The sequence below is a fragment of the Mycolicibacterium aubagnense genome, assembly GCF_010730955.1.
GTDB classification, from domain to species: domain Bacteria; phylum Actinomycetota; class Actinomycetes; order Mycobacteriales; family Mycobacteriaceae; genus Mycobacterium; species Mycobacterium aubagnense.
This window is the reverse complement of the sequence record NZ_AP022577.1, coordinates 4,039,837-4,065,793: the sequence shown is the minus strand read 5'-3', so window position 1 is coordinate 4,065,793 and position 25,957 is coordinate 4,039,837. Positions and strand designations below refer to the sequence as shown.

Sequence of the window (25,957 nt, the reverse complement as noted above, 5' to 3'; positions counted from 1 at the left end):
CGCTCCGGTGTGCTCGGTGCGCACTTCTTCAGCCCCACCCCGGCGGGGCGGCGCGGAGGCCCAGCTCGCTCGGGAGGGCCACCAGCCCACGGCAATCCAGCTGTTTAACTGGTCTTCATGGGGAGTCAACTTTCAGAGCAGGCCGGCACCGACGTCGTGGATTCGGTCGCCGACACTCCGCCGCGGCCCTGGCTCACCGTGACGAAGATCGCATTCCGATTCTGCTTTCTGTACTTCGGCCTGTTCTGTTTGTCGTTCGCTCAGATCACCTTTGCGTTCTTGGGGATCATCGGCCAGTTGCTGCCCAAGCTGGCGGTGATGTGGCAGATGACCGTGCTGGGCCCGGCAATCACATGGATCGGCCGCGAGGTCTTCGGCGTCGAGGCGGTGCTGCACCAGGATTCCGGCAGCGGGGATCAGACCGCCATCTGGGTACTGGTGTTCTGTGTGCTGGTCGTCGCTGTCGCGGGGACCGCGGTGTGGACGCTGATGGACCGGCGGCGGCCCGACTACGCCCGGCTGTCGGCCTGGTTCCTGACGTTCCTGCGGTTGTGCGTCGCGGGACAGATGCTGTTCTACGGGTTCGCCAAGCTCGTGCCCACCCAGATGCCGACGCCGCCGCCGACCGCCCTGCTGCGGTCTTACGGCGACTTCAGCCCGGCCTCGGTGCTGTGGCTACAGGTGGGCAGCTCCCAGCCCTACGAGATGACTCTCGGCGCCGTCGAAGTGCTGGCCGGCTTGTTGATGTTCCTGCCGCGCACCGCGACCCTGGGGACGCTGCTCGGCCTGGCCAGCATGGCTCAGGTGTTCCTGCTGAACATGACCTTCGATGTGCCGGTCAAGATCCTGTCCGGGCACCTGCTGTTGATGAGCCTGGTGCTGCTCGCCCCGCAGCTGCGCCGGCTGACGGACCTGTTCGTCCTGCAGCGCCCGTCGGAGCCGGTCAGCCAACCCGCACTGTTCAGCACGGCGCGAGCCAATCGGCGAGCCGCCACCGTGCAGGCCGCGCTGGGACTGTGGATCGTCATCGGCTGCGTCTGGGGCAGCTGGCAGGCGTGGCACGCCTACGGTGGCGGCAGTGCCAAGCCCGAGCTGTACGGGATCTGGGCGGTCCGGGAGTTCAGCGTGGACGGCAAGCCGCTGCCGCCGCTGACCACCGACCCGACCCGTTGGCAACGCGTGGTTTTCGAGACGCCGGGCGCGCTGACGTACCAGCGGATGAACGGCGAACTGGTCGACACACCCGCGACCATCAGCTCCGACACCATCAAGGCGACCGAACCCGGCGGCGCGACGCTGGCCGATCTGAGGGTGTCGCACCCGTCAGCTCAGCAGCTGCAGCTGACCGGCACCCTGCAGGGCCGCCCCGTGCAGATCGCACTCGACCAGGTCGACCTCAACCAATTCACCCTGCGTAACAGGGGCTTTCACTGGGTGCAGGAGTTTCCGTTCTTCAAGTGAGCGCTACAGGTCGACCAGTGGCAGCCACGCGCCGATCTCCCGGGCCCGCGACCCCGACAGCTGGACCGCTCCTGCGGCGTCGTCGAGCGACAGCAGCCCGGTGGCCAGCCGCAGCCAGGTGCGGGGGTCGGTCTCGACAACGTTGGGCGGGTTGCCGCGGGTGTGACTGAGGCCCGAAATGCATTGCACCGCAACGAAAGGCGGCACCCGCACCTCGACGCTCGCGCCGGGGGCGACGGCCGCGAGGGTGCGCGCCGTCAGCCGGACGGCGTCCGCGATCGCGGCGCGCGGCGGCGGTTCGGTCTCGTCGTCACGCAGCCAGTCGGCGACCAGCAACACCGCCGCCCGCGTCGCCGCCGGGTCGGGCGCCTTACGCGTCACCATCTCAGTGATTTGTGCACGATTTTCCGCGGTGGGCGCGGATTTTCGTGCACAAGTCACTCATGGGAGAACAGGGCGGGCAGCACGCTCTCGGAGGTGCGGCGCAACTCGTCCAGTGTGACGCTGAAGTGCCCCTGCACCTCGACCGAGTCGCTGCCCGGGTCCACCACACCGATGCGGACGGCCGGCAGCTCGCGGGCCTCGCACATCGCCATGAAACGGCTCTCCTCGGTGCGCGGCACCGCGACGAGGACCCGGCCCGCCGACTCGGAGAACAGCTGCACGAAGGCGTCGGAATCCTCGGAAAGCAGGACCCGGCAACCGGTTTCGCCGGCCAGGGCGGCCTCGACGACGGCCTGGATCAGCCCGCCTTCGGAGAGGTCGTGCGCGGCCGAGATCAGGCCGTCGCGTGAACCGGCGGTCAGCACCTCGGACAGCAGCTGCTCGCGCGCCAGGTCGACCTTGGGCGGCACGCCGCCGAGGTGGTCGCCGGTGACCTGCGCCCAGACGGAGCCGTCGAACTCGTCGTGGGTGTCGCCCAGCAGGATCAGGGTCTCCCCCGGCTCCAGGCCGATACCCGTCGGGATGCGACGGTGCACGTCATCGATGACGCCGAGCACCCCGACCACCGGGGTCGGCAGGATCGCGGTCGAGCCCGTCTGGTTGTAGAAGCTGACGTTGCCGCCGGTGACCGGAATACCAAGGGCCGCACAGCCATCCGCGAGGCCGCGCACGGCCTGCGAGAACTGCCACATGACGCCCGGGTCCTCTGGCGAGCCGAAGTTCAAGCAGTTGGTGACGGCGACCGGGGTCGCGCCGGTGACAGCGACGTTGCGGTAGGCCTCGGCCAGCGCCAGCTGTGCGCCGGTGTACGGGTCCAGCTGGGTGTAGCGGCCTGAGGCGTCGGTCGACACCGCGATGCCACGCCCGGTGGTCTCGTCGATGCGGAGGACGCCGCCGTCGGCGTGCTCGGCCAGGACGGTGTTGCCGCGGACGTAGCGGTCGTACTGCTCGGTGATGAACGCCCGGCTGCACAGGTGCGGGCTGCCGAGCAGCTGCAGCAGGGTGGCGCGCAGCTCGTCGCCGGTCTTCGGCCGGGGCAGCTTGGCCGAGGTGTCGGCGATCAGCGCGTCCTGGGTGTCGGGGCGCGCCACGGGCCGGTTGTACACCGGGCCCTCGTGCGCGACGGTGCGCGGCGGCACGTCGACGACGGTCTCGCCGTGCCAGCTGATCTTCAACCGGTCGCCGTCGGTGACCTCACCGATGACGGTGGCCAGTACGTCCCACTTGCGGCAGACGGCCATGAACGCGTCGACGTTCTCCGGTGTCACGACCGCGCACATGCGCTCCTGCGACTCGCTGGAGAGCACCTCGGCGGGCGTCATACCGGTCGCGCGCAGCGGCACCCGATCCAGGTCGATGTGCATGCCGCCGTCACCGGCCGATGCCAATTCCGAAGTGGCACAGGACAATCCGGCGCCACCCAGGTCCTGGATGCCGACCACGAGGTGCGCCGCGTACAGCTCGAGGCAGCACTCGATGAGCACCTTCTCGGTGAACGGGTCGCCCACCTGAACGCTCGGCAGCTTCTTGCGCCCGGCGCCCGACTCGTCGCCGGAGAAGGTATCCGAGGCCAGCACCGAGACGCCGCCGATGCCGTCCAGACCGGTGCGGGCACCGAACAGGATGATCTTGTTGCCGGTACCGGACGCGAAGGCCAGGTGCAGGTCCTCGACGCGGAGCGCGCCGACGCACAGCGCGTTCACCAGCGGGTTGCCGGCGTACGACGGGTCGAAGATGGTCTCGCCGCCGATGTTCGGCAGGCCGAGCGAGTTGCCGTAGCCACCGACACCGCGCACCACACCGTCGAGCACCCGGCGGGTGTCGGGAGCGTCGGCCGCGCCGAAGCGCAGCTGGTCCATGACCGCGACCGGGCGGGCACCCATGGCCATGATGTCGCGGACGATGCCGCCGACGCCGGTGGCCGCGCCCTGGTAGGGCTCGACGTACGACGGGTGGTTGTGCGATTCGACCTTGAAGGTGACGGCCCAGCCGTCACCGATGTCGACGACGCCGGCGTTCTCGCCGATGCCGGCCAGCATGCCGGCGCGCATCTCGTCGGTGGTGGTCTCGCCGAAGTAGCGCAGATGCACCTTGGAGGACTTGTACGAGCAGTGCTCGCTCCACATCACCGAGTACATGGCGAGCTCGGCATCGGTGGGCCGACGGCCGAGGATCTCGCGGATGCGCTGGTACTCGTCATCCTTGAGACCGAGCTCGCGATACGGCTGCGGCTGATCAGGCGTGGTAGTCGCGTTATTGACGGTATCGACCGGTGACGTCACGACACAGAGTCTATCGTTGCTGATCTTGCCGGCCCGCCCCGCCGAATGCGGACTACTCGCTCCCGCCGATCAGTACCTTGAGCAGCGCGGGACGCCGCAGAATGAGAGCCGCCCAGATCAACAGGCCGAAGGCCACGGCGAAGACCACCGGGAACCACGCCTCCTGGTGCATATCGATGGTCACTGCGCCGCCGAGATAGGCCGTCAGCCCGACCGCGCCCAGCACTGCTGTGCGGGGCACAACCCAGGCGATGATGCAGGCGAGCAGCACCCATCCGATGACGTAGGTCTGGTACCGCGGAAAGCCGATCGCCTCGGTCGCCGTGCGGGCGAACTGCGCGCCGAAAATCTTCGGGATGGCATCGGCCAGCAGGAACAACACGAGCACCGCGCTCAGCGCCAGGCCGATCTTTTCCGGTTTGGCACGGCCGGCGATTGCGGCCCGCGCGTTCGAAGCACCCTTTGCGTCAACCATTGTGGACTCCGTTCTCGATCGAGGTTTCAACACCTTGTAGACCGACGTGACCACAGAGAATCATCGCGACTGAGTTCACAGCCGGCGGCTAAGTAGCGCCAACGTGGGCCTTATCCAGCGGATTTAGCGTAGCCAGATGAGACTCCAACTGGGCGTCAACCGGGGCGCGCTCGCGATGATCGCGGTGATCGCAACCCTGGTGTGTATCTGTGCCGGCGCGATTGTGGTCGCGTCCAAGGCGTGGCATGCCGCGTCTGAACCGTTTGTGTCGACCAGCGTCCAACTGGTCGATGACAGCGAAGACCAGACCCAACAACAGCTGAACGACGAGCAGGCGATGATCGCCTCCCAGCAGCAGGCCGAACAGCAGAACGAGCTGGCCCAGCAGGAAGCCCAACAAGCCGAGCAGCAGGGTCAGATGGTCGAGCAGCAGGTGCAGGCCGGTCAGTAGTCCGGGTCGTCAGGCCGCGCCGGCGATACAGAACGCATTGCCCTCAGGGTCGGCCAGCACCACCCAGCGGGCCACCTCGCCGAAGGCGTGCCGCTCGGTCTCGGTCGCGCCGGCGGCCTTGAGCCGCTCGAGCTCGGGCTCGATGTCGCCTTCCAGATGGAAGTCCAGGTGCAGCCGGTTCTTGCCGGGCGTCGGATCGTCGACCTGCTGGAAGCCCAGGTTCGGACCGTCGGCCAGGCTGACGACGAAGAACTCCCCCGGCATCAGGGTCTGCACCGTGCCGCCGAACTGCGCAGCCCACCAGTGGGCGAGCGCCTGCGCGTCGGCGCAGTCGAAGGTGACCATCTCCACTTTGAGTGCCATGGCCCGACTGTAGGTCAGGCCGGTGACAAGAAGGCGTGCAGCGCCGCGGCATAGGCCGGCACGTCGAGCGCGCCCATCACCTCCCGCGCCGAGTGCATCGCCAGTTGCGCGGCACCGACGTCGACGGTCGGGATCCCGGTGCGCGCGGCCGTCATCGGGCCGATCGTGGAGCCGCACGGCAGGTCGGCGCGGTGTTCGTAGCGCTGCAGCGGCACCCCGGCCTGGGCACAGGCCAGTGCGAATGCCGCGGCGGTCCGGCCGTCGGTGGCGTACCGCAGGTTCGGCTGCACCTTGAGGACCGGGCCGCCGTTCACTTCGATGAGGTGGCCCGGCTCGTGCCGCTCCGGGTAGTTCGGGTGGGTGGCGTGCGCCATGTCGCCGGAGGCCACCAGCGACCCGGCCAGCCGGCGCAGCAGGTCTTCCCGCGTGCCACCGGCGACCAGGACAATGCGTTCCAGCACCGTCGGCAGCAGGTCGGACTGCGCACCATGATCGGACGTCGACCCGACTTCTTCGTGGTCGAACAGCGCGAGCACCGGTATGTGCCGCGCGGGGTCGGCGGCCAGGAATGCCTCCAGCCCGGCGTAGCAGGTGCCCTGGTTGTCGAGCCGGGGGGCGCTGATGAGCTCGCTGTCGGCGCCGATCAGCCGGGACGGCGTCAGGTCATGGGTCATCAGGTCGGCGCCCAGGACGTCGGCGCCGTCCACGCCCGCGTGCTCGGCAACGTAGCTCACGAAGTCGCGGGTTCCGGTCCCGACCCCCCACACCGCGTTGACGTGCCGCTGCGGGTCGAGGCTGACGCCCTTGCGGTCGTCGGACAAGTGGATGGCCAGCTGCGGCACCCGCAGGATCGGGTCGTCGATCCGGACCAGGACGTCCGCCACGGCATTGCCGCGCCGCACCGACAGCCGGCCGCTGATGCCGAGGTCGCGGTCCAGCCAGGAGTTCAGCCAGGCGCCGCCGTACGGCTCCAGCGCCACCACCTGCCAGCCGCTGACGAACCGGTCCGGGTGCTGCTTGACCCGCAGGTTCGGGCTGTCGGTGTGGCCGCCGACGATGCGGAAGGGCAACGGCGCGTCGGTCGCTTTCCACGCCACCAAGGAGCCGGCCCGCACCGTGAAGTACTTGCCCGCGCCCGTGCTCGACCCGCCGCCCGCCGCGGAAGGCCACGCGTCCGTCTCGGCCAGTTCCGTGAAGCCGGCGGCCGTCAGACGCGCGGCCACCGTCGCGCACACGTGGAACGGCGAGGGCGACGCGTCGATGAATCCGCAGAGGCCCGCGGCAGTAGCTCCGGTCATGAGGCCATCATCACCCGGAAATCCGGAGCCGTTGCCGCTAGGGTCGGATTCGTGTGTCCCGCACGGCCTCAGCCCGTACTCACCCCGTTGACGTCCGCCGCGATCTTCCTCATCGCCACCATCGATGAGGGCGCCGAGCCAGAAGTGCACGAAGCGCTCGCCGGGCTGTCCGGACTCGTTCGGGCAGTTGGATTCCGCACGCCCGCAAGCCGTCTGAGCCTGGTGGCCGGGATCGGCTCGGAGGCGTGGGATCGCTTGTTCAGCGGTCCGCGCCCGGCCGGCCTCCACCGGTTTCCCGAATTGCACGGCACCCGTCACCACGCCCCGTCGACGCCGGGCGATCTGCTGTTCCACATCCGGGCCAACGCCATGGACGTCTGTTTCGAACTGGCGAGCCAGATTCTGAAATCGCTCGACGGCGCGGTGACGGTGATCGACGAGGTACACGGCTTCAAGTTCTTCGAGAATCGCGACCTGTTGGGTTTCGTCGACGGCACCGAGAACCCGGACGGTCCGGATGCCGTGGTCGCGGCCCAGGTCGGTGACGAGGACCCCGAATTCGCCGGTGGCAGTTACGTTCACGTGCAGAAGTACCTGCACGACATGGCGTCGTGGGAGTCGCTCAGCGTCACCGAGCAGGAACGGGTGATCGGCCGCAGCAAGCTCGAGGACATCGAGATGGCCGACAACGTCAAGCCGCCCAACTCGCACGTCGCACTCAACGTGATCGAAGACGCCGACGGCAACCAGCTGCAGATCGTCCGGGCCAACATGCCGTTCGGCCGCGTCGGCTCAGGCGAATTCGGCACGTACTACATCGCCTATTCGGCTGACCCGGGAGTCACCGAGCGCATGCTGCGAAACATGTTCATCGGCGATCCGCCGGGCAACACCGATCGCATCCTGGATTTCTCCACCGCGGTCACCGGCGTGTTGTTCTTCACTCCCACAGTGGATTTCCTCGACGACCCGCCGCCCCTGCCCGCGGCGCCACCGGCCGAACCCGAACCCAAGTCCCCCGGCATACTGTCCATCGGCAGTCTGAAAGGTAAAGCGCAATGAACAACCTGTACCGCGAGCTGGCTCCCATCACCTCGGTCGCATGGGCACAGATCGAGGAGGAAGCGGCCCGCACCTTCAAGCGGCACATCGCCGGTCGCCGGGTGGTCGACGTGAGCGAGCCGAACGGTCCGACGACCGCCGCGGTCAGCACGGGACACCTCGTCGACGTCGCCTCGCCCGGTGACGGTGTGCAGGCGCAGCTGCGCCAGTCACGGCCGCTGGTGCGGCTGCGGGTGCCGTTCACGGTGTCGCGCACGGCCATCGACGACGTGGAGCGCGGCGCACAGGACTCCGACTGGGACCCGGTCAAGGACGCCGCCAAGAAGCTCGCGTTCTCCGAGGACCGCGCCATCTTCGAGGGCTACCCGGCCGCTCAGATCGAGGGCATCCGGGCCGCCAGTTCCAACCCCGCGCTGGCGCTGCCGAGCGACCCGCGCGGCTACCCGGACGTGATCTCCCAGGCACTGTCGGAGCTGCGACTGGCCGGCGTGGACGGCCCGTATTCGGTGCTGCTGTCGGCGGACGCCTACACCAAGGTCAGTGAGACCACCGAGCACGGCTACCCGCTGCTCGAGCACCTCAACCGGCTGGTGGACGGCGACATCATCTGGGCGCCGGCGATCGACGGCGCGTTCGTATTGTCCACGCGCGGAGGCGATTTCGATCTGCAGCTGGGCACCGATGTGACCATCGGCTATCTGTCCCACGACGCCGATACGGTGCAGCTGTACCTGCAGGAGACGCTGACGTTCCTCTGCTACACCGCCGAGGCGTCGGTCGCGCTCGACAGCTGACGCGTCGGTTGGTGCCCGTGCGCGTTGATCCTGTACCTAGGGCGCAATTGTTCGAGTGACATGCGCCCTCAGGTCAGGGTCAACAGCTCGGGATGAGCAGGATCGAGCCGAGCCTGAATCCTGGGCGCGAGGGCGCGCCTGGCGCGTCTCAGGAACGCGTCGAACGTGGCGCCGCTCAGGCGCTCAGGACCGCGTCGAGCGCCGAGAAGAAGATGCCGAGACCGTCGTCCGACGGGCCGGTGAGAGCTTCGGTGGCGTGCTCGGGGTGCGGCATCAGGCCGACGACGCGGCCGTTGGCCGAGCTGACCCCGGCGATCGAGCGCATCGAGCCGTTCATGTTGTCGCGGTAGCGGAAGACCACGCGGCCTTCGCCCTCGAGTTCGTCGAGCACGGTCTCGGAAGCGACGTACCGGCCTTCACCCGACTTCAGCGGGATCAGGATGTCGGCGCCGGACTCGTAGCGGCTGCTCCAGGCAGTCGACGTCGCGGTCACCTCAAGCCACACGTCGCGGCAGATGAAGTGCAGACCCTCGTTGCGGGTGAGCGCACCCGGCAGCAGCCCGGCCTCGCACAGGACCTGGAAGCCGTTGCAGATACCGAGGACGGGCATGCCTTTGCCGGCCGCTTCCACGACCGACGTCATGACGGGCGCGAATTTGGCGATGGCGCCACAGCGCAGGTAGTCACCGTAGGAGAAGCCGCCGGGCACGATGACGGCGTCGACGCCCTTGAGGTCGGGATCGGCGTGCCAGAGGCTGACCGCCTCGCCGCCGACAGCCCGGACCGCACGAGCCGCATCGACGTCGTCGAGCGTGCCGGGGAAGGTGATGACACCAACCTTCGTGGTCATGCGTTCTCCCGGTGCACCGAGAAGTCCTCGATGACGGTGTTGGCCAGGAGCGTCTCGGCGACGTGCTCCAGCGTCTCGTCGGACACGCTGTCGTCAACCTCGAGCTCGAACCGCTTGCCCTGCCGGACGTCGGACACTCCGGTGATCCCGAGGCGCCCCAGCGCTCCCACGATCGCCTGGCCTTGCGGGTCCAGAATCTCGGCCTTGGGCATCACGTGCACAACGACGCGGGCCACGCGCGCTCCTTTGTTCGGGTCGGATTGCTCGGGCTTACTCTACCGGCGCCCTTGTTCGCCGCGATGCCCGCACAATGGACTGATGGAGCTGACGCACTTCGGACATTCCTGCCTGTTGGCCCGCTTCGTGGCCGACGGTGCCGCCGACGGCCAAGCGGCGACGGTCCTGTTCGACCCCGGCACCTTCTCGCACGGGTTCGAGGGCATCACCGGACTGGACGCCATCCTGATCACCCATCAGCACCCCGACCACGCCGACCCAGTGCGCCTCCCGGCTCTGGTCGAGGCAAACCCACAGGCCAAGCTGTATGCCGACCCGATGACCGCGGCGCAGTTGGGCGGCTCGTGGCAGGCGGTACACGTGGGCGACACCCTGTCGATCGGGCACCTGACGGTGCGCGGCGCCGGCGGTAAGCACGCCGTGATCCACCCGGACATCCCGATCATCGACAACATCTCGTACCTGGTCGGTGATGCTGGTCACGCCGCCCGTCTGATGCACCCCGGCGACGCGTTGTTCGTGCCCGACGAGCCGGTCGAGGTGCTGGCCGCGCCGGCCGCCGCGCCGTGGATGAAGATCGCCGAGGCCGTCGACTTTCTGCGCGCGGTCGCGCCCCAGCATGCGGTGCCGATCCATCAGGGCGTCGTCGCCGAGCAGGCCAAGGGCATCTACTACGGCCGGCTCGACGAGATGACATCCACTGACTTCCGGGTACTGACGCCCGAGCAGGAGACGCGGTTCTGAACACCCGGCGCTTCCTGCTGTGGTGGCCCCTGGTGGGGTTCACCGCGACGATCGCCCTTGGCCTGGCTGTCAGGTCGGGGGACTCCGCCGTGGATCGCTGGTTCATGGAGACGTCGCAAGAACTGCTCGGCCCGCACCCGCACTGGATGCTGCTGCTGAATCGGGTGCGCGTGCTGGTGCCGCTCTACCTGCTGGCGATCGCCATCCCGCTGTGGCGGCGCGAGCGGCGGCTGGCCACCGTGGCCGCGCTGTGCCCCGTCATCTCGATCATCGGCGCGAAGGTGCTCAAGGTGCTGTTCGGCCGACCCTGGTACGGCGAGAATCTCGCGTATCCCAGCGGCCACACCACGGTGGCGATCACCGTCGCAGCCATGCTGGTGCTCGCGATCGGGATTCACCCGTGGAGTGTCACCCTCGCCGTGATCGGTGCCGCCATCCCCTCCATCGGGATGGCCAGCAACGGCCTCCATTACTTCACCGACATCATTGGCGGCACGCTCTATGCGACGTCGATGGTGTGCCTGGCCATTCTGGCGGCTGGGCCACAGGCGTTGCACCATTCACGAATCAGGGGCGCCTCGCACTGGGAAAATGGAAGTGTTCGGCGGTAAACCTCAGCCCACGGCAGCCGCCGCGGCACGTCCGGCAGCCCGGCCCGAGAAGATGCAGCCACCCAGGAAGGTGCCTTCCAGCGCCCGGTAGCCGTGCACCCCGCCGCCACCGAAACCGGCTGCCTCACCAGCGGCGTACAGGCCGTCGAGCACTCCGCCCGCCGGCGTCAGCACCCGGGAGTCCAGGTCGGTGTGCAAGCCGCCCAATGACTTTCGGGTCAGGATGTGCAGCTTGACGGCGATCATCGGGCCGGCCTTGGGATCGGTCAGCCGATGCGGGCCGGCGATCCGGGCCAGCCGGTCCGGCAGGTAGGAACGCGCGGCCCGGTAGGCGACGGTCTGGCCGTCGCTGGTGAGCTTGCTGGTCATCTCTTTGTCGCGGGCGGCGACCTCGGCTTCGACGGTCGCGTAGTCCAGCGGCACGACGTCGGGCACGTTGTTCATGGCCGTCACCAAGTCCCGCAACGTGTTCGCCGACACGAAGTCCACACCCTTGTCCACAAACGCACGGACCGGAGCGGGCCCGCCATTTCGGCTGCGCGCCAGCACTTCCCGCAGGTTCTTGCCGGTGAGGTCGGGATTCTGCTCCTGGCCGGACAGCCCGAACTCCTTGGCGATGATGCTCTGGTCGAGCACGAACCACGTGTAGTCGTAGCCGGTTTGGCAGATGTACTCCAGCGTGCCGAGGGTGTCGTAGCCGGGGTACAACGGGTCGGGCAACTTCTTGCCGGTGGCGTCCAGCCACAGCGACGACGGGCCCGGCAGGATGCGGATGCCGTGCAGCGGCCACACCGGGTCGTAGTTGGTGATGCCCTCGGTGTAGTGCCACATCCGGTCGTTGTTGATGACGCTGGCGCCGGCGGCTTCGCTGATGCCGAGCATGCGGCCGTCGACGTGCGCAGGCACGCCCGACAGCAGCTGCCCGGGCACGCGGCCCATGCGCTTGGGCCAGTTCTGGCGCACCAGGTCGTGGTTGCCGCCGATGCCGCCGCTGGCGACGATAACCGCCTGCGCCCGGAATTCGAACTCCCCCACGGCGTTACGTGACGACGCTTCACCGCGGGCAGTGGCCGACGGTTCCAGCACCGCGCCCCGCACACCGGTGACGGCGCTGCCGCTCCCACCACTGACGGCATCGCCGTCGACGATGAGCTCGTCGACCCGATGCCGATGAGCGAACTTCACTTTGGGATGGCCGACGACGCGTCGGGCGAAGACGTCGACCAAGGCCGGGCCCGTGCCCCAGGTGATGTGGAAGCGCGGCACCGAGTTGCCCGGCCCTTTGCCGTCCCAGCCGCCGCGTTCGGCCCAGCCGACCAACGCGAACGTCTGCAGGCCACGTTCCCGCAGCCAGCTGCGCTTCTCGCCTGCGGCGAAGTCGACGTAGGCCCGCGCCCACTGCTCGGGCCAGTGATCCTCGTCGCGGTCGAATCCCGCCGTGCGCAGCCAATCCTGCAGCGCCCGCTCGTAGCTGTCTCGGATACCGACGCGGCGCTGTTCGGCGCTGTCGACGAAGAACAGTCCGCCGAACGACCAGAACGCCTGGCCGCCGATGTTGGCCTCGTTCTCCTGGTCGACGATCAGAACCGACCGACCACGCTCCAGCAGTTCAGCGGCGGCAACCAGCCCGGCGAGCCCCGCCCCCACGACGATGACATCAGCATCCATGGCGCCACGCTAGCGCCCCCTCGCGGTCAGCGAGTCAGATGGCTCAGGTTCAGGCTGCCTCGTTCAATGCCGGGCGCGCCGTCCACTCGTAGGCTGCGGGGGCGCAGCCGTGCATGAGCGACAGATCGATGGCGTCGAGCATCGCCTGCCGCGGCCCGATCCGGCGCAGCTGGCCGGCGGCCACCGCCAGCCGGACGGTGCCGCCACGGCGCGCCGTCCGCTCGGCAGCCAGTACCAGCGTCCGACACCACCAGGGTTCGATGAGAAAGCCCTCGCCGATGCCGAGAACCCGGGCCCGCAGCGTTGTCGACCGCACCAGATCGGTGATCCCGCTGTCCCCGGCCAGCATCCGGAAACCGTTGCGCGGCAATGCCGTCACGGTGCCCTGTGACGCCGTCCAGCCGGGTGCGGCGAACAGCCGGGTGCGCAGACCGAGGTGTTCGAGCACTCGGTCGGCGCCCATGAGCCGCAGGTTGGCCTCGTGGGCGGGCAGGGCGGCGAATTCGCCGCGACGTTTCTTGCTGGCCGCTTCGTCGAATCCGTGCAGGACTACCGCGGCGCCGCCGGCGCGGCGAGTGGTCAGCCAGTCGACCGTGGCGGCGTCGCGGTCCAGGCGGTAACCACCCTTGAGCCGCGGGGCCACCAGCAGCGACGCGGGGATCCGGCGCGCATCGAGCTCGGTACAGAAGTCGGCGACGTCGCCCAGCGTGCGGTCCCGGATGCCCGAGATCGAGACGATCAATTGGCCAGCCATGCAAGCAGTGTGACAACTTGAGGTGTCCCATTGGTTGCCTCAGCCTGTGTGGCAGCTGAACTCTGGCACCCTTTCCCCCTCCCCGCCAGCGCGCTCCCCCCTCCCCGCGAGCGTGCGTGTCTGCGCGCGACACGCCGCTACCGGCGTGCAAAAACGTCACGCTCGTCGGCCGTGAGCGCGACGTTCTCGTATGAAATCCACGGTGTGTCGCCCGCAGACACGCACGCTCGCGAGAGATGGTCAGGCGGAGAACAGGATTCGGGCGAGGCGCTCGGCAGTGTCGACAGGGTCGTCAGCGGTGACCGCGCCGTTGAGCGTCAGCAGCGCGAAGCCGTGCACGAGGGACCAGGCAGCCAGGGCCGCGCCGGCGGGGTCGCGCTGGGCGTTGGGATCGGCCAGGGTCGCGACGCCGCCCGTGAGCTCGGCCGCGGCCTCGGCTTCGGCGGCACGCAGGGCCGGGTCGGCGGCGTCGTAGAGCATCTTGTCGAACATCACCGCGTAGTAACCGGGCTGGTCGAGGGCGAACTGCACGTAAGCCCTTGCGGCGTCGGCGAAGTCGGGCTTGGCCTCATTGAGCGCTGCGGCCAGCAGCGCGAAGCCTTCGGTCGCCAGTGCGGTGAACAACCCACGCCGGTCCGTGAAGTGGTGCGCGGGTGCCGCATGCGACACCCCGGCGGCGCGGGCCAGTTCGCGCAGCGACATGCCGTCGGCACCGCGCTCGGCGACCAGCGCCGCCGCCTGCGCCAGGATGACGGACTTCAGATCGCCGTGGTGGTAGCTCTGCCGGGCCATGACCGCATCCTATCTTGACAGTGACAAGTTTCGGGCTATCCTTCGATCTAGGCGTTGACCAGATTACGGAGGCGCAGCTCATGGCCGTTCTTCTCGCTCTCGTGCTGGGCAGTTTGGCCGCCCGCGGCGCCGGCTGGCTCGGCGTCAGCTACGTCGACAGCTGGCCCGGTGCCATCGCGGTCGGCCTGGCGCTGATGTTCACGATGACCGGCGTCGCCCACTTCGTACCGCGCATGCGTCGGGACATGATCGCGATCGTCCCGCCCCGGCTCCCGTCGCCCGAGCTGTTGGTGACGATCACGGGCGCGCTGGAACTCCTCGGCGCGGTCGGGCTGCTGTACCCACCTACTCGCATCGCCGCGGCGACCTGTCTGTTCCTGTTGATGCTCGCCATGTTTCCGGCCAACATCTACGCCTCACAGATGCCCGACACCCCGCCGTCCATGACGGCGAATCTATGCGTGCGCTCCGTCGAGGAGGTCGTCTACCTGGCCGCTGCCGTATTTGTCGCGGTCCGCGGTGGCTAACACCCAGGCGTACTGGAACGCGGCTTCCTTCCACCGTTCGTAGCGCCCACTGGTGCCACCGTGGCCCGCGACCATCTCGGTCTTGAGCAGGACAGGATGGTCGTCGGTCTTGGTGGCACGCAGGGCCGCAACCCATTTCGCCGGCTCGACGTAGTACACCCGGGTGTCGTTCAGCGAGGTCATCGCCAGGATGCTCGGGTAGTCCTGGGCCGTTACGTTCTCGTACGGCGTGTAGGACTTCATGTAGTCGTAGACAGCCTTGTCCGCCAACGGATTACCCCACTCGTCCCATTCGGTGACGGTGAGCGGCAGCGACGGATCGAGGATCGTGGTCAGCGCGTCGACGAACGGCACCTGCGCCAGAATCCCCGCGAACAGCTGAGGCGCCATATTGGCCACCGCACCCATCAGCAGCCCGCCGGCACTGCCACCGAGGGCCACCAGATTCTCCGGCCGGGTAACCCCGGTGGCGATCAGATGCTCCGCGGCACTGATGAAATCAGTGAAGGTGTTCTTCTTCTCCAGCAGCTTGCCGTGCTCGTACCAGCCACGCCCCAGCTCACCACCGCCACGCACATGGGCGATGACGAACACCACGCCGCGGTCCAGCAGCGACAGCCGGGCGATGGAGAAGCGTGGGTCCTCGCAGGACTCGTAGGCGCCGTAGCCGTACAGCAGCGCCGGCGCGGGATTCGGCGCGCCGACCCGCTGGATGATCGACAGCGGCACCTTCGTGCCGTCGGCGGCGACGGCCCAGTCGCGGCGCTCGAGGTAGTCCTCCGGCCGGTAGTCGCCGAGAACCGGCTGCTCACGCAACAGGATTCGCTCACCGGTGGCCAGAACCAGGTCGTAGATCCGCACCGGGATGACAAACGACGTCGCCCCCAGCCGCAGCCGCGGTGACCACCAGTTCGGGTTACCCGACAGACCGACCGACATCAACTCCGATTCGAAGGTGATTTCCTGGGGCTCGCCGTAGTTGCCGTCGGCACCCAAAGGCCACAACTGGATTCGGGGCAATGCCTCGCGCCGGTAGCTGATCACCAACTGGTCCGCGAACGCATCGACACCATCGAGGCGGACATCGTCGCGGTGCGCGATCAGCGTGCGGGTGTTGTCCAGGCCGGCCAGCGGGGCGTCGGACACCGGCGTCTCCACCAGAGTGAAGTTCTCGGCGCCGTCATTGTGCAAGATCAGGAACCGGTCTTCGCCGCCGAGCACCGCATGCTCGACCGAGTACTCCACAGAGTCCTTGCGCGGCAACACCACAGTGAACTGGGCTTTGGCGTCGCCGGCGTCGGCGTAGCGCACCTCGGAGGTGACGGCACTGCCGGCGGCGATGAAGATGTACTTGTCACTACGCGTGCGCCCGACACCGACCCAGAACCGCTCGTCGGATTCGTGGTGCACCTTCTCGCCAGGCAGCCCGGAACCCAGCCGGTGCCGCCACACGGTGTCCGGCCGCCAGGCCTCGTCGACGGTGACGTAGTAGAGCGTGCGATTGTCGGCCGCCCAGGTACCGCCGGCGCCGATGCCGGTGATCCGGTCGTCGTACAGCTCGCCCGTGCGTAAGTCCTTGAACTTCAACGTGTATCGCTCGTCACCGACGGTGTCGACGGAGTAGGCGAGGATGTTGGCGTCGACGCTGACGGTGGCCGCGCCGAGCGAGAAGAAATCGTGACCCTCGGCCTCGACGTTCTCGTCCAGCAGCACCTGCTCGCCGGGGACCTCGGTGTGCTCGTCGAGTTGTGGCGGCGTCCAGTCATCGGGATCACTGATGGGGCACCGGCAGTGCACGCTGTACTGCTTGCCCTCGAAGCTCCGGGCGTAGTACCACCAGTCGCCCCGCCGGGTCGGCACCGAGAGGTCGGTCTCCTTGGTGCGGGCCTTGATCTCGTCGAAGATCTTCTGCCGCAATGGTTCCAGCGGCTCGGTGATCTCCTCGGTGTAGGCGTTCTCCGCATTCAGCAGCGCGATCACGTCGGGATCGTTCTTGTCCCGCATCCACTCATACGGGTCGATGAACACGTCACCGTGGTGCTCACGGCGGTGCTCAACCTTCTTGGCGACCGGAGGCGTGCGCATGCTCATGCCCCGATCCAGTCGGCGAAGCGGCGTCCCGAAATCCGTTCGTACGCTTCGATGTACCGCGCCCGGGTGGCCTCGATGATGTCGTCGGGCAACGCCGGTGGTGGGGTGTCGCCGGCGCGGTCCCAGCCGGAGTCCGGGCCGGTCAGCCAGTTCCGGACGAACTGCTTGTCGAAGCTCGGCTGCACCACGCCCTCGGTGTAGCCGTCCACCGGCCAGTACCGCGACGAGTCCGGTGTCAGCACCTCGTCGGCCAGCACCAGCCCACCGTCGGCGTCCACCCCGAACTCGAACTTGGTGTCCGCCAAGATGATTCCCTTGGTCAGCGCGTGCGCGGCGGCCGCGCTGTAGACCTTCAGGGTTTCGTCGCGCAGCTGCGCGGCCCGGTCGGTACCGACCAGCTTCTCGACGGCGTCGAACGCGATGTTCTCGTCGTGCGCACCGAACTCGGCCTTGGTCGCCGGAGTGAACAGCGGCTCGCTGAACCGGCTGGCCTCGGTCAGCCCGGCAGGCAGGTCGATGCCGCACACCTGACCCGTCTTGCGGTAGTCGATCAGCCCCGAACCGGTCAGGTACCCACGTGCCACACATTCGACCGGCATCATCTCGAGGCTTCGCACCACCAGTGCGCGGCCCAACACCTCGGCGGGGATGCGCTCGTCGTCGGCGGGGCCGGCGAGGTGGTTGGCGGTACCCAACTGCTCGGCCAGGTAGTCGAAGAAGAAGACGCTCATGGCAGTGAGCACCCGGCCCTTATCCGGGATCTCGCTGTCCAGGACATAGTCGAAAGCCGAGATCCGGTCGGACGCGACGAACAGCAGGTGGTTGTCGTCGATTCGATACAGATCGCGAACCTTGCCGCTGGTCAGATGCCGGTAGTCGGACAAAGCTGGGCGCATCGGACCACCCTATCTGCTGGGATAGCTGGCATGAGTTCGCGCTACGTGCCCTACGCCCGGACGCCGGGCCGGTTGCTCGGCCAGCTGACCAGCGACATCGTCGCGTTGGTCTGGTTCGCCATCTGGATCTCGGTCGGCGTCGCGGTGCACAACGCCATCGCCACCATCGCCGACGTCGGACGTCAGGTGCACGACGGCGCCGACGGTGTCGCCAACAGCCTGGCGTCTGCCGGTCACAACGCCGATGGGATTCCCCTGATCGGAAAGGCCTTCGGGGCTCCGCTGCGGTCGGCCGGCAGCGCCGCGACCGATATCGCGGGCGCCGGTGACAGCCTGAACAGCACCGCAGGCTGGCTTGCCTGGGTACTCGCGCTGGCGGTCGCGCTGCCGCCGATCCTGGCCGTGGCGATGCCCTGGCTGGTCCTGCGGATCCGGTTCTTCCGGCGCAAATGGACGGCGGTGACGCTGGCGTCGACAGATGCCGGTGAACAACTGCTGGCGCTGCGGGCGCTGGCCAACCGGCCGCTGGCCAAGCTCACCGAGGTCTCCGACGACCCGGTGACCGCCTGGCGTACCCACGACACCATCGCGATCCGCAAGCTCGCGGCGCTGGAGTTGCGATCGGCCGGCCTGCGTCCGGCCCGGCGCACCCCGTCCTGACAGTCGGCGCCGGTCGTTCGGGCGTTTGCTCTTGCATTGCCGCTGAGTCGTTGCTTCACTGGTAAGCCGTCGGCAATACATTTCAGGACTTCTCTGGCTGATCGCTCCAGAAGCGCGGGCGCCGCCAGACCGTGAATTCCTGCGCTATTGATCGCTGCACTACCGATCGCTCCGCAGTCCTGTATCCAGCAATTTCGCCGTCCGACCCATCCAACTGAAATCTGGTAACGAAGACCGGTTGTCGTGCTCGTGAACCGTGCGGGCATTACACACGTGTACCGAGCATCCGGCACCAGCGTCCGGGCCGTCGCCGTCGCCGGCCCCGAACAGCGCGCACGATCAGCAGCCCCGGCCGTCGGCCAGGAGAGGAAGCCATGGCAGAACAACTCAAACCGCATTTCGCGGATGTCCAAGCGCACTACGACCTCTCGGACGATTTCTTCCGGCTGTTCCTGGATCCCAGCCAGACCTACAGCTGTGCATATTTCGAGCGCAACGACATGACCCTGGAACAAGCCCAGATGGCGAAGATCGACCTAGCGCTGGGCAAGCTGGGCCTGACCCCGGGGATGACGCTGCTCGATATCGGCTGCGGCTGGGGCGCCACGATGCGGCGCGCGATCGAGAAGTACGACGTCGACGTCGTCGGGCTGACGCTGTCCAGAAACCAGGCCACCCACGTCGAGCAACTGCTGGACGGGATGGAGACGACACGCTCACGCCGCGTGCTGCTAGAGGGCTGGGAACAGTTCCGCGAACCGGTGGACCGGATCGTGTCCATCGGCGCGTTCGAGCATTTCGGCCACGACCGCTATCCGGCGTTCTTCCAGATGGCCTACAACGCACTTCCGGCCGACGGGGTCATGCTGTTGCACACCATCTGCGGCTTCGACCCGCGGTATGCCAAAGAACTCGGCATACCTCTGACCTTCGAGCTGGCCCGCTTCATCAAATTCATCACGACCGAGATCTTCCCGGGCGGCCGGCTGCCGACGACCGCGATGGTCGAACAGCGCGCCGCCGAAGCCGGATTCCGGGTGACCCGCGTGCAATCCCTGCAGCCCCACTACGCGAGGACGCTGGACCTGTGGGCCGAAGCGCTGGAAGCGCACCGCGATGAGGCGATAGAGCTGCAATCCGTGGAGGTCTACGACCGGTACATGAAGTACCTGACGGGCTGTGCAAAGGGTTTCCGGCTCGGCCAGGTCGACATCAACCAGTTCACGCTCGAAAAGTAGTGATCTGTGCACGAAAAAGTACGCTGACCGACCCTTTTCGCGCACAAATCACGAGAAGGCGACCATCAGGTGCCGAAGCCCGGTGTGGCGGTTGCTCCGCGTCCATTCCGGTGGCTCGACAATCCGGATGTCCGGGAACCGGGTCAACAGTTCCTCGAACAGCACCCGCAGCTCCAGTCGGGCCAGGTTGGCGCCCAGACAGTAGTGCAGCCCCTGCCCGAAACCCAAGTGCGGATTGGGTTTCCGGGCCACGTCGAAGGTCATGGGATCGGTGAACACCCGCTCGTCGCGGTTGGCCGAGCCTTCCCAGACGACCACCTTCTGCCCCGCCTCGATGGTGCACCCACCCAACTCGACGGTGCGCGTGGCGGTGCGCCGCTTCGACGGCGACGGCGACGTCCACCGCACCATCTCCTCGATCGCCGAGGGCAGCAACGACGGGTCCGAGCGCAGCAATGCCAGCTGAGATGGGTTCTCGCACAACGCCAACAGCCCGCCGGCGACCGAATTGCGGGTCGTTTCCGCGCCGGCACTGAACAGCAGGTTGAAGAACAGATACACCTCGATGTCCGACACATCAGGTGCGTTGGCCACCACCGAAAGCATGTCGTCGGCGGGCTCGGCCCGCTTGGCGGCGATCAGCTCCATGCCGAAGTTGTACATCCGGGAGCCGGCTTCCGCCACGGACAACCGGGTGATGGCGGCCTTGCGCGACCCGCCGAAATCGAAGCTCGGTTCGATGGCCTCGAACAGCCAATGTCGTTGCGACTCAGGGATACCCATCAGGATGCAGATCATCTGCATCGGCAGCTCGGCAGCCACCTGGACCAGGAAATCCAGGGGCTGCGACGGTACGATCCCGTCCAGCAGCGCCTGGCTGCGCACCCGCAGGTCGTCCTCGACCCGCGCGATCATCCGCGGTGTCAGCCCCGACGACACCAGCCGCCGGATCTCCGCGTGCCGCGGGTCGTCCATCATATTCAGCACCTGGCCGGCGATGGACAGGTCCTGGATCAGGGTCCCGCCGAACGGCCGCGAACCGCCCGTCACCGACGAGTACGTCACCGGATCACGGAGCACCGCAAGGGTTTCCGCGTACGTGGCAACCGACCAGAAGCCCTCGCCGTCCGGGGTGTTCTCCGTCGGCTCATGCCAGTACACCGGAGCTTCCGCGCGGTGCCGCGCGAACAGCTCGTGCGGGAAGCCGGACGCGAAGTTGTCGAGGTCGGTCAGGTCGACCCCGGACAAGCTCGCCGCCAACGTCACAGGATGGCGCCCGAGGTGTACTTCGCCGCCTCCGGGTACTGCCCGACCAACCGGTCCACCGCAGCCACCACACCGTCGACCTGATCGCCGGCCGCACCGCTGAACGCCTGCTTGTCGGCCAGCGCCGCGTCGAGCTCGACACGGTCCAGCGGCAGCCGCGGATCAGCGGCCAACCGGTCCAGAAGGTCTGGCTCCAAACCCTTTTCGCGCATCGCCAGCGCCACGGCGACAGCGTGCTCCTTGATGACCTCGTGCGCGGTCTCGCGGCCGACGCCGGCGCGCACCGCGGCCATCAGGATGCGCGTGGTCGCCAGGAACGGCAGGTAGCGGTCCAGCTCCCGCTGGATAACTGCCGGGTAGGCGCCGAACTCGTCGAGCACCGTCAGGAACGTCTCGGTCTGGCCGTCGATCGCGAAGAACGCGTCCGGCAGCGCGACACGGCGCACCACCGAACAGAACACATCGCCCTCATTCCATTGCGCCCCAGCGAGTTCCGCGGCCATGGAGCCGTAGCCGCGCAGGACGACCTGCAGGCCGTTGACGCGTTCACACGACCGGGTGTTCATCTTGTGCGGCATGGCCGACGAGCCGACCTGCCCCGGCGCGAAGCCCTCGGTGGCCAGTTCGTGGCCGGCCATCAGCCGGATGGTGTGCGCGAACGACGACGGTCCGGCACCCAGCTGCACCAGCGCGGACAGCACGTCGTGGTCCAGCGACCGGGGGTACACCTGGCCGACGGAGGTGAAAACCTCGGTGAATCCAAGAAACTCGGCGATTCGGCTTTCCAACTTGCCCAGCCGCGAGGCGTCGCCACCGAACAGGTCCAGCATGTCCTGCGCCGTCCCCATCGGGCCCTTGATGCCGCGCAGCGGGTAGCGGTCGATCAGCTCGCGCAGCCGGGTCAGCGCGATCAGCGTCTCCTCGGCGGCCGAGGCGAACCGCTTGCCCAGTGTGGTGGCCTGGGCCGCCACGTTGTGCGAGCGGCCGGCCATCACCAGGTCGCGGTACAGCGCGGCACGCTCGGCCAGCCGCGCCACCACCGCGACCCCGTGCGAGAACACCAGTTCCAGCGACTGCCGGATCTGCAGCTGCTCGACGTTCTCGGTGAGGTCGCGGCTCGTCATGCCCTTGTGGACGTGCTCATGGCCGGCGAGCGCGTTGAACTCCTCGATGCGCGCCTTGACGTCGTGCCGGGTCACGCGCTCGCGCGCGGCGATGGACGCCAGGTCCACCTGCTCCAGTACGCGCTCGTAGTCCGCCAGCACCCCATCGGGCACCGACACGCCCAGCTCGGACTGCGCGCGCAGCACGGCCAGCCACAGCCGGCGTTCGGCGACGATCTTGTTCTCCGGCGACCAGATGGCCACCATCTCGTCGCTGGCGTATCGATTGGCCAGCACGTTGGGGATGCTCACGGAGCTACAGCCTACTAAGCCCGCTTATAGGGCGACCCGGCGTTCTTGGTCGAAGGGGGCCAAGACGTCGATGACGTCCACGAGGGTGGCCCGGGCCGTCGCCCGAGGGCCGTCACCATCGCTCACTATCGAGGCCACCACTGCCCCGTCCACCGCGCAGACCAGGGCCGTGAGCAGTTCGGCCCGCACCGAGCGCCCGGACCGCTCCACCACCTCGACGACGGCGTCGGACCGCTGCTTGAGGATGCGGCGCTGCACGTCGCGCAGCCCGGGCTGGCGGGCACAGGCGATGTACCGCTCGTAGCGGGAAATCAACTGGTCGGATGCCCGGTTGCCGTCGCCGACCAGCAGATCGACCAGCAGGTCCGCCGTCGCGTCCGCCCCGCGGCGGCGCCGTGACAGCGCCGAGACCCGCATTCGCAGCTGCTGAGATTCGAATTCTCCGACGTGCGCGACCGCCTTCTCGATGAGGTCGTCGAGCGACGAGAAGTAGTAGGTGGTGGAGGCCAACGGCAGCCCGGCTCGCTGCGCCACGGCGCGGTGCCGGACGGCGTCGAAGCCGCCCTCACACAGCAGCTCGGCGGCGGCGCTGACCAGCGCATACCGTCGCCGTTCCCCCTTCGGGGTCACCGCTGTCATCACTCGGTAAATGCTGCCAGGAATGGTCACGCGGCGATCACGATTTCACGTAATCCATTAGGCATTACTCAGGAATCAGGGCCGCCGGCCGATGGCATGATGGCGGCCATGGCAAAGCTGAGCCGACGCGCCGTCCTCCGTCTCGGAGCGGGCGCCGCCACCGGGGCCGCCGGCGCGTTCGCGTTGGGGTCGATCTTCAACCGCCCGACCGTCACCGCAACCCCGGTGACCATGACGAGCGTCGGGGCACCGATGGTGCCACCGCCACTGGCCCCGCAGGCTCAGGAGCCCGCCTCCACCTACGTGACCGGTTCGTTCGTCTCGCAGGCGCGTGGCGGCATCTCGACCAACTGGGCCATCGCCCGGCCGCCGGGCCAGACCACACCGCTTCGCCCCGTGATCGCGCTGCACGGCAAAGGCAGCGACGCCGCGACGGTGATGGCCGGTGGTGTCGAACAGGGGCTCGCGCAGGCCGTGGCGGCGGGATTGCCGCCGTTCGCGGTGGTGGCCGTCGACGGCGGGGGCGGCTACTGGCACAAGCGGGATTCCGGCGAGGACGCCGGCGCGATGGTGCTCGACGAACTGATCCCGATGCTGGCCGGTCAAGGCCTCGACACTTCGCGGGTGGGCTTCCTGGGCTGGTCGATGGGCGGCTACGGCGCGCTGCTGCTCGGCGCCCGGCTGGGCGCGGCCCGGACTGCGGCGATCTGCGCCGTCAGCCCCGCGCTGTGGACGTCGTCAGGTGCGACGGCTCCGGGCGCGTTCGACGGCGCGGCCGACTACGCGGCCAATTCGGTGTGGGGTCTGCCCGGGCTGGCCGGCATCCCGATCCGGGTCGACTGCGGCGACAGCGACCCGTTCTACTCGGCGACCAAGCAGTTCATCGCCCAGCTGCCGAACGGCGCCGCCGGTGGGTTCTCCCCCGGCGGACACGACGGGTCGTTCTGGAGTTCGCAGCTGCCGGCCGAAATCTCCTGGCTGGCCCCGCTACTCATCCAGTGATTTGTGCACGATAATCCGCGCGCACCGCGGAAAATCGTGCACAAATCGCTAGAGGGAGATGCGGCCTTCCGCCGCGGCGAGGCCGATGTCGGTCCGGAAGTGGCTGCCCGGCAACCGAATTGACTCGATGATCCGGTAGGCCTCGGCCCGCGCGGCGGCCAGGTCGGCCCCGGTGCCGACCACCGACAGCACGCGGCCGCCGGAGGAGACGACGCTGCCGTCGTCGCGGCGGGTGGTGCCCGCGTGCAGCACGCCGGCGGTCTCCGATCCGGTGATCACGTCGCCGACGCGGGGGCGCCCCGGGTAGTTCTCGGCGGCCACCACGACCGTCACCGCCGACCCGTCTTTCCACTGCAGCGGACCGAACGAATCCAGCGTGCCGGTCGCGGCCGCGTTCAGCAGCGCACCCAGCGGGGACGCCAGCAGCGCCAGCACGGCCTGGGTCTCGGGATCGCCGAAGCGGCAGTTGAACTCGACGACGGCCGGGCCCTTCGAGGTGATGGCCAGGCCGGCGTACAGCAGCCCGGAGAACGAACTGCCGCGCCGAACCAGTTCGGCGGCAACGGGTTTGACGACCTCGTCGACGATCTGGTCGACCACCGCAGCGGGCAGCCATGGCAGCGGCGTGTAGGCGCCCATACCGCCGGTGTTGGGTCCGCTGTCGTTGTCGCCGACGCGCTTGAAGTCCTGGGCGGGCAGCAACGGCACCACGGTCTCGCCGTCGACGACGCAGAACAGCGACACCTCGGGTCCGTCGAGGAACGACTCGAGCAGCACCGGGTGGCCGGACTCGAGCAGCTCGGCGGCGTGCGCGCGAGCGGCCTCACGGTCGGCGGAGACGACGACACCCTTGCCGGCCGCCAGACCGTCGTCCTTCACGACCCACGCCTGCTGGCCGGCGGGCGGTCCGAAGCGGTTCAGTGCGGCGTCGAGGTGCGCGGGGTTGTCGACGATCTCGCTGGTCGCAGTGCGGACCCCAGCGGCGGCCATCACGTCCTTGGCGAACGCCTTCGAGCCTTCGATGCGGGCGGCGTCCTTACTCGGTCCGAAGCAGGCGATGCCGGCCGCGCGCAGGGCGGCGGCCACGCCGAGCACCAGCGGCACCTCGGGGCCGATCACCACGAGGTCGGCGGCCAGCTTCTTGGCCAGCGCCACGACCTCGTCGGCGGCGGTGATGTCGACGTCGTACTGCTCGGCGACGGCGGAGGTGCCGGCATTGCCGGGAGCGACGGCCAGATAGTCCACCTGGGGGTCGCGGCTCAGGGCGAGCAGCAGGGCATGTTCACGGGCACCGGAGCCGATCACGAGGACGCGCACAGCCACACCCTAATCTCCGGGCGGGCCCGGCTTAAACTGGACGGGCTCGAAGCACGCGAGGAGGTCTGCACCGGTGGAGCCGCTGGATGCCTTCTTGCTGATGTGGGAACGGGCGCGCGCCACTTTCGGCGAAGGCGTGCCACATGACCGCACCGAGTTCGACAAGAGTGCCCAGTTGCGCGGGTTGCAGGACCAGGTGAAGGCGGCAGGTCCGGGATCGCACTGGAGCGGTGCCGCAGCCGACCGCTACGCCGACGCCAACGACAGGCACGCCCAGGCCCTCGGCCGGCTCGCCGACCTCGACAAGCGCTTGGGCGACGAGCTCGAGCGGTCCGCCGATGTGGTCAACGGCGGGCGCCGCGAACTGGACGCGCTCAAGCACTGGGTGACCGACCTCGCCGACGAAGCCAAGAAAACCCCGACCGCCGCCGCCGACCACGCGCTGTGGGCGGCGATCGGCAAGGCCAGCGGCGACGTCGCCGACATCATCGCGCGCTCTCACACCGACCTGTCGGGGGTCGCCGGGCGGATCCAGAGTCTCGACGGCGAGTTCGACGACTTCTGAGCGGCCCAGGCCGTGCCCGCACGGACGCTGACCCTGCATCCACGCACACATCTAC

Annotated in this window: 27 protein-coding genes; 11 read left to right on the top strand and 16 right to left on the bottom strand. The window is 68.3% G+C overall.

From position 1 onward, the window contains the following. Window positions 1-117 precede the first annotated feature (117 nt). Complete coding sequence (locus tag G6N59_RS19430; RefSeq protein WP_234884047.1) at window positions 118-1,461, top strand: DoxX family protein; 1,344 nt, start codon at window positions 118-120, stop codon at window positions 1,459-1,461. A gap of 3 nt (window positions 1,462-1,464) precedes the next feature. Here G6N59_RS19430 and G6N59_RS19425 read toward each other — a convergent pair whose 3' ends face one another. From G6N59_RS19425 to G6N59_RS19415, 3 genes are read right to left on the bottom strand one after another with little or no spacing between them, the layout of a single operon-like run. Then, the gene (locus G6N59_RS19425; RefSeq protein ID WP_138228471.1) at window positions 1,465-1,845 is read right to left on the bottom strand and encodes a sterol carrier family protein; all 381 of its coding nucleotides are present in this window, start codon (window positions 1,843-1,845) and stop codon (window positions 1,465-1,467) included. 53 nt (window positions 1,846-1,898) lie between these two features. Continuing rightward, complete coding sequence (gene purL / locus G6N59_RS19420) at window positions 1,899-4,187, bottom strand: phosphoribosylformylglycinamidine synthase subunit PurL (protein ID WP_138228470.1); 2,289 nt, start codon at window positions 4,185-4,187, stop codon at window positions 1,899-1,901. Between the two features lie 52 nt (window positions 4,188-4,239). Then, window positions 4,240-4,662 (bottom strand): DoxX family protein, encoded by a 423-nt coding sequence (locus tag G6N59_RS19415; RefSeq protein ID WP_138228469.1) that lies wholly within the window; start codon window positions 4,660-4,662, stop codon window positions 4,240-4,242. A 136-nt stretch (window positions 4,663-4,798) separates the two neighbouring features. Between G6N59_RS19415 and G6N59_RS19410 the strand changes: the two genes are divergently transcribed. Continuing rightward, window positions 4,799-5,113: a hypothetical protein gene (locus G6N59_RS19410; protein ID WP_138228468.1), complete on the top strand. Its 315-nt coding sequence runs from the start codon at window positions 4,799-4,801 to the stop codon at window positions 5,111-5,113. A 9-nt stretch (window positions 5,114-5,122) separates the two neighbouring features. Here G6N59_RS19410 and G6N59_RS19405 read toward each other — a convergent pair whose 3' ends face one another. Beyond that, complete coding sequence (locus tag G6N59_RS19405) at window positions 5,123-5,476, bottom strand: VOC family protein (RefSeq protein ID WP_138228467.1); 354 nt, start codon at window positions 5,474-5,476, stop codon at window positions 5,123-5,125. A gap of 14 nt (window positions 5,477-5,490) precedes the next feature. Then, window positions 5,491-6,774, bottom strand: coding sequence for a M18 family aminopeptidase (locus G6N59_RS19400; RefSeq protein ID WP_138228466.1), 1,284 nt, complete (start codon window positions 6,772-6,774; stop codon window positions 5,491-5,493). Between the two features lie 51 nt (window positions 6,775-6,825). On the opposite strand from G6N59_RS19400, the gene G6N59_RS19395 reads away from it, so the two are divergent. Together G6N59_RS19395 and G6N59_RS19390 are read left to right on the top strand one after the other, a co-directional pair. Next, the gene (locus G6N59_RS19395; RefSeq protein ID WP_138228465.1) at window positions 6,826-7,836 is read left to right on the top strand and encodes a Dyp-type peroxidase; all 1,011 of its coding nucleotides are present in this window, start codon (window positions 6,826-6,828) and stop codon (window positions 7,834-7,836) included. Then, window positions 7,833-8,630 carry a family 1 encapsulin nanocompartment shell protein gene (locus G6N59_RS19390; protein ID WP_138228464.1) on the top strand — a complete coding sequence of 266 codons (798 nt, stop codon included), beginning with the start codon at window positions 7,833-7,835 and terminating at the stop codon, window positions 8,628-8,630. Before G6N59_RS19395 ends, G6N59_RS19390 begins: the two co-directional genes overlap by 4 nt. 175 nt (window positions 8,631-8,805) lie before the next feature. Here G6N59_RS19390 and purQ read toward each other — a convergent pair whose 3' ends face one another. Both purQ and purS read right to left on the bottom strand, forming a co-directional pair. Beyond that, the gene (gene purQ / locus G6N59_RS19385; protein ID WP_138228463.1) at window positions 8,806-9,480 is read right to left on the bottom strand and encodes a phosphoribosylformylglycinamidine synthase subunit PurQ; all 675 of its coding nucleotides are present in this window, start codon (window positions 9,478-9,480) and stop codon (window positions 8,806-8,808) included. Next, window positions 9,477-9,716, bottom strand: a complete 240-nt coding sequence (purS, locus tag G6N59_RS19380) for a phosphoribosylformylglycinamidine synthase subunit PurS (RefSeq protein WP_138228462.1) — start codon at window positions 9,714-9,716, stop codon at window positions 9,477-9,479. The genes purQ and purS overlap by 4 nt, the downstream gene beginning before the upstream one ends. 82 nt (window positions 9,717-9,798) lie before the next feature. On the opposite strand from purS, the gene G6N59_RS19375 reads away from it, so the two are divergent. Together G6N59_RS19375 and G6N59_RS19370 are read left to right on the top strand one after the other, a co-directional pair. Further along, on the top strand, window positions 9,799-10,461 hold the full coding sequence (locus tag G6N59_RS19375; protein WP_138228461.1) for an MBL fold metallo-hydrolase: 663 nt from the start codon (window positions 9,799-9,801) through the stop codon (window positions 10,459-10,461). Between the two features lie 89 nt (window positions 10,462-10,550). Further along, window positions 10,551-11,072, top strand: coding sequence for a phosphatase PAP2 family protein (locus G6N59_RS19370; protein WP_163911499.1), 522 nt, complete (start codon window positions 10,551-10,553; stop codon window positions 11,070-11,072). A 3-nt stretch (window positions 11,073-11,075) separates the two neighbouring features. Here G6N59_RS19370 and G6N59_RS19365 read toward each other — a convergent pair whose 3' ends face one another. The 3 genes from G6N59_RS19365 to G6N59_RS19355 form a co-directional block, all read right to left on the bottom strand. Then, window positions 11,076-12,740, bottom strand: a complete 1,665-nt coding sequence (locus tag G6N59_RS19365) for an FAD-binding dehydrogenase (RefSeq protein WP_138228459.1) — start codon at window positions 12,738-12,740, stop codon at window positions 11,076-11,078. Window positions 12,741-12,789: 49 nt separating this feature from the next. Then, window positions 12,790-13,494, bottom strand: a complete 705-nt coding sequence (locus G6N59_RS19360; protein ID WP_138228458.1) for a DUF2334 domain-containing protein — start codon at window positions 13,492-13,494, stop codon at window positions 12,790-12,792. A 240-nt stretch (window positions 13,495-13,734) separates the two neighbouring features. Further along, window positions 13,735-14,286: a TetR/AcrR family transcriptional regulator gene (locus tag G6N59_RS19355; protein ID WP_138228457.1), complete on the bottom strand. Its 552-nt coding sequence runs from the start codon at window positions 14,284-14,286 to the stop codon at window positions 13,735-13,737. An 80-nt stretch (window positions 14,287-14,366) separates the two neighbouring features. Between G6N59_RS19355 and G6N59_RS19350 the strand changes: the two genes are divergently transcribed. Continuing rightward, window positions 14,367-14,813 carry a DoxX family protein gene (locus G6N59_RS19350; RefSeq protein WP_138228456.1) on the top strand — a complete coding sequence of 149 codons (447 nt, stop codon included), beginning with the start codon at window positions 14,367-14,369 and terminating at the stop codon, window positions 14,811-14,813. On the opposite strand, the gene G6N59_RS19345 is transcribed toward G6N59_RS19350, so the two are convergent. After that, window positions 14,742-16,898 (bottom strand): S9 family peptidase, encoded by a 2,157-nt coding sequence (locus G6N59_RS19345; RefSeq protein WP_407665896.1) that lies wholly within the window; start codon window positions 16,896-16,898, stop codon window positions 14,742-14,744. The genes G6N59_RS19350 and G6N59_RS19345 overlap by 72 nt on opposite strands. A 2-nt stretch (window positions 16,899-16,900) precedes the next feature. Beyond that, window positions 16,901-17,800 carry a phosphoribosylaminoimidazolesuccinocarboxamide synthase gene (locus tag G6N59_RS19340; protein WP_138228454.1) on the bottom strand — a complete coding sequence of 300 codons (900 nt, stop codon included), beginning with the start codon at window positions 17,798-17,800 and terminating at the stop codon, window positions 16,901-16,903. 30 nt (window positions 17,801-17,830) lie between these two features. Here G6N59_RS19340 and G6N59_RS19335 point away from each other — a divergent pair, with 30 nt between their 5' ends. Both G6N59_RS19335 and G6N59_RS19330 read left to right on the top strand, forming a co-directional pair. Continuing rightward, window positions 17,831-18,460, top strand: coding sequence for a DUF4175 domain-containing protein (locus G6N59_RS19335; protein WP_138228453.1), 630 nt, complete (start codon window positions 17,831-17,833; stop codon window positions 18,458-18,460). A gap of 374 nt (window positions 18,461-18,834) precedes the next feature. Continuing rightward, entirely contained in the window at window positions 18,835-19,698 is an 864-nt protein-coding gene (locus G6N59_RS19330; RefSeq protein WP_138228452.1) for a cyclopropane mycolic acid synthase family methyltransferase, read from the top strand. A 48-nt stretch (window positions 19,699-19,746) separates the two neighbouring features. Here G6N59_RS19330 and G6N59_RS19325 read toward each other — a convergent pair whose 3' ends face one another. From G6N59_RS19325 to G6N59_RS19315, 3 genes are read right to left on the bottom strand one after another with little or no spacing between them, the layout of a single operon-like run. Continuing rightward, a complete protein-coding gene (locus tag G6N59_RS19325; protein ID WP_163911496.1) occupies window positions 19,747-20,964 on the bottom strand; it encodes a cytochrome P450 in 1,218 nt (405 codons plus the stop codon). Continuing rightward, on the bottom strand, window positions 20,961-22,379 hold the full coding sequence (purB, locus tag G6N59_RS19320) for an adenylosuccinate lyase (protein WP_138228451.1): 1,419 nt from the start codon (window positions 22,377-22,379) through the stop codon (window positions 20,961-20,963). Before purB ends, G6N59_RS19325 begins: the two co-directional genes overlap by 4 nt. Window positions 22,380-22,403: 24 nt before the next feature. Next, on the bottom strand, window positions 22,404-23,018 hold the full coding sequence (locus tag G6N59_RS19315; RefSeq protein ID WP_163912077.1) for a TetR/AcrR family transcriptional regulator: 615 nt from the start codon (window positions 23,016-23,018) through the stop codon (window positions 22,404-22,406). Window positions 23,019-23,117: 99 nt separating this feature from the next. Between G6N59_RS19315 and G6N59_RS19310 the strand changes: the two genes are divergently transcribed. Further along, window positions 23,118-24,020, top strand: a complete 903-nt coding sequence (locus G6N59_RS19310; RefSeq protein WP_138228449.1) for an alpha/beta hydrolase — start codon at window positions 23,118-23,120, stop codon at window positions 24,018-24,020. A gap of 48 nt (window positions 24,021-24,068) precedes the next feature. Here the strand turns inward: G6N59_RS19310 and purD are convergent, their stop codons facing one another. Then, window positions 24,069-25,337, bottom strand: a complete 1,269-nt coding sequence (gene purD, locus G6N59_RS19305) for a phosphoribosylamine--glycine ligase (RefSeq protein ID WP_138228448.1) — start codon at window positions 25,335-25,337, stop codon at window positions 24,069-24,071. Between the two features lie 73 nt (window positions 25,338-25,410). Between purD and G6N59_RS19300 the strand changes: the two genes are divergently transcribed. After that, window positions 25,411-25,902, top strand: coding sequence for an EspA/EspE family type VII secretion system effector (locus tag G6N59_RS19300; protein ID WP_138228447.1), 492 nt, complete (start codon window positions 25,411-25,413; stop codon window positions 25,900-25,902). Window positions 25,903-25,957 lie beyond the last annotated feature (55 nt).

Bases quoted from the DNA above. Each gene is read 5' to 3' on its own strand.
- G6N59_RS19335 (WP_138228453.1), top strand. From the start codon at position 17,831: ATGAGTTCGCGCTACGTGCCCTACGCCCGGACGCCGGGCCGGTTGCTC.
- G6N59_RS19415 (WP_138228469.1), bottom strand. From the start codon at position 4,662: ATGGTTGACGCAAAGGGTGCTTCGAACGCGCGGGCCGCAATCGCCGGC.
- G6N59_RS19405 (WP_138228467.1), bottom strand. From the start codon at position 5,476: ATGGCACTCAAAGTGGAGATGGTCACCTTCGACTGCGCCGACGCGCAG.
- G6N59_RS19340 (WP_138228454.1), bottom strand. From the start codon at position 17,800: ATGCGCCCAGCTTTGTCCGACTACCGGCATCTGACCAGCGGCAAGGTT.
- G6N59_RS19355 (WP_138228457.1), bottom strand. From the start codon at position 14,286: ATGGCCCGGCAGAGCTACCACCACGGCGATCTGAAGTCCGTCATCCTG.
- G6N59_RS19365 (WP_138228459.1), bottom strand. From the start codon at position 12,740: ATGGATGCTGATGTCATCGTCGTGGGGGCGGGGCTCGCCGGGCTGGTT.
- G6N59_RS19315 (WP_163912077.1), bottom strand. From the start codon at position 23,018: ATGACAGCGGTGACCCCGAAGGGGGAACGGCGACGGTATGCGCTGGTC.
- G6N59_RS19350 (WP_138228456.1), top strand. From the start codon at position 14,367: ATGGCCGTTCTTCTCGCTCTCGTGCTGGGCAGTTTGGCCGCCCGCGGC.
- G6N59_RS19425 (WP_138228471.1), bottom strand. From the start codon at position 1,845: ATGGTGACGCGTAAGGCGCCCGACCCGGCGGCGACGCGGGCGGCGGTG.
- G6N59_RS19375 (WP_138228461.1), top strand. From the start codon at position 9,799: ATGGAGCTGACGCACTTCGGACATTCCTGCCTGTTGGCCCGCTTCGTG.
- G6N59_RS19360 (WP_138228458.1), bottom strand. From the start codon at position 13,494: ATGGCTGGCCAATTGATCGTCTCGATCTCGGGCATCCGGGACCGCACG.
- G6N59_RS19410 (WP_138228468.1), top strand. From the start codon at position 4,799: ATGAGACTCCAACTGGGCGTCAACCGGGGCGCGCTCGCGATGATCGCG.
- G6N59_RS19310 (WP_138228449.1), top strand. From the start codon at position 23,118: ATGGCGGCCATGGCAAAGCTGAGCCGACGCGCCGTCCTCCGTCTCGGA.
- G6N59_RS19400 (WP_138228466.1), bottom strand. From the start codon at position 6,774: ATGACCGGAGCTACTGCCGCGGGCCTCTGCGGATTCATCGACGCGTCG.
- G6N59_RS19390 (WP_138228464.1), top strand. From the start codon at position 7,833: ATGAACAACCTGTACCGCGAGCTGGCTCCCATCACCTCGGTCGCATGG.
- G6N59_RS19430 (WP_234884047.1), top strand. From the start codon at position 118: ATGGGGAGTCAACTTTCAGAGCAGGCCGGCACCGACGTCGTGGATTCG.
- G6N59_RS19330 (WP_138228452.1), top strand. From the start codon at position 18,835: ATGGCAGAACAACTCAAACCGCATTTCGCGGATGTCCAAGCGCACTAC.
- purQ (WP_138228463.1), bottom strand. From the start codon at position 9,480: ATGACCACGAAGGTTGGTGTCATCACCTTCCCCGGCACGCTCGACGAC.
- G6N59_RS19345 (WP_407665896.1), bottom strand. From the start codon at position 16,898: ATGCGCACGCCTCCGGTCGCCAAGAAGGTTGAGCACCGCCGTGAGCAC.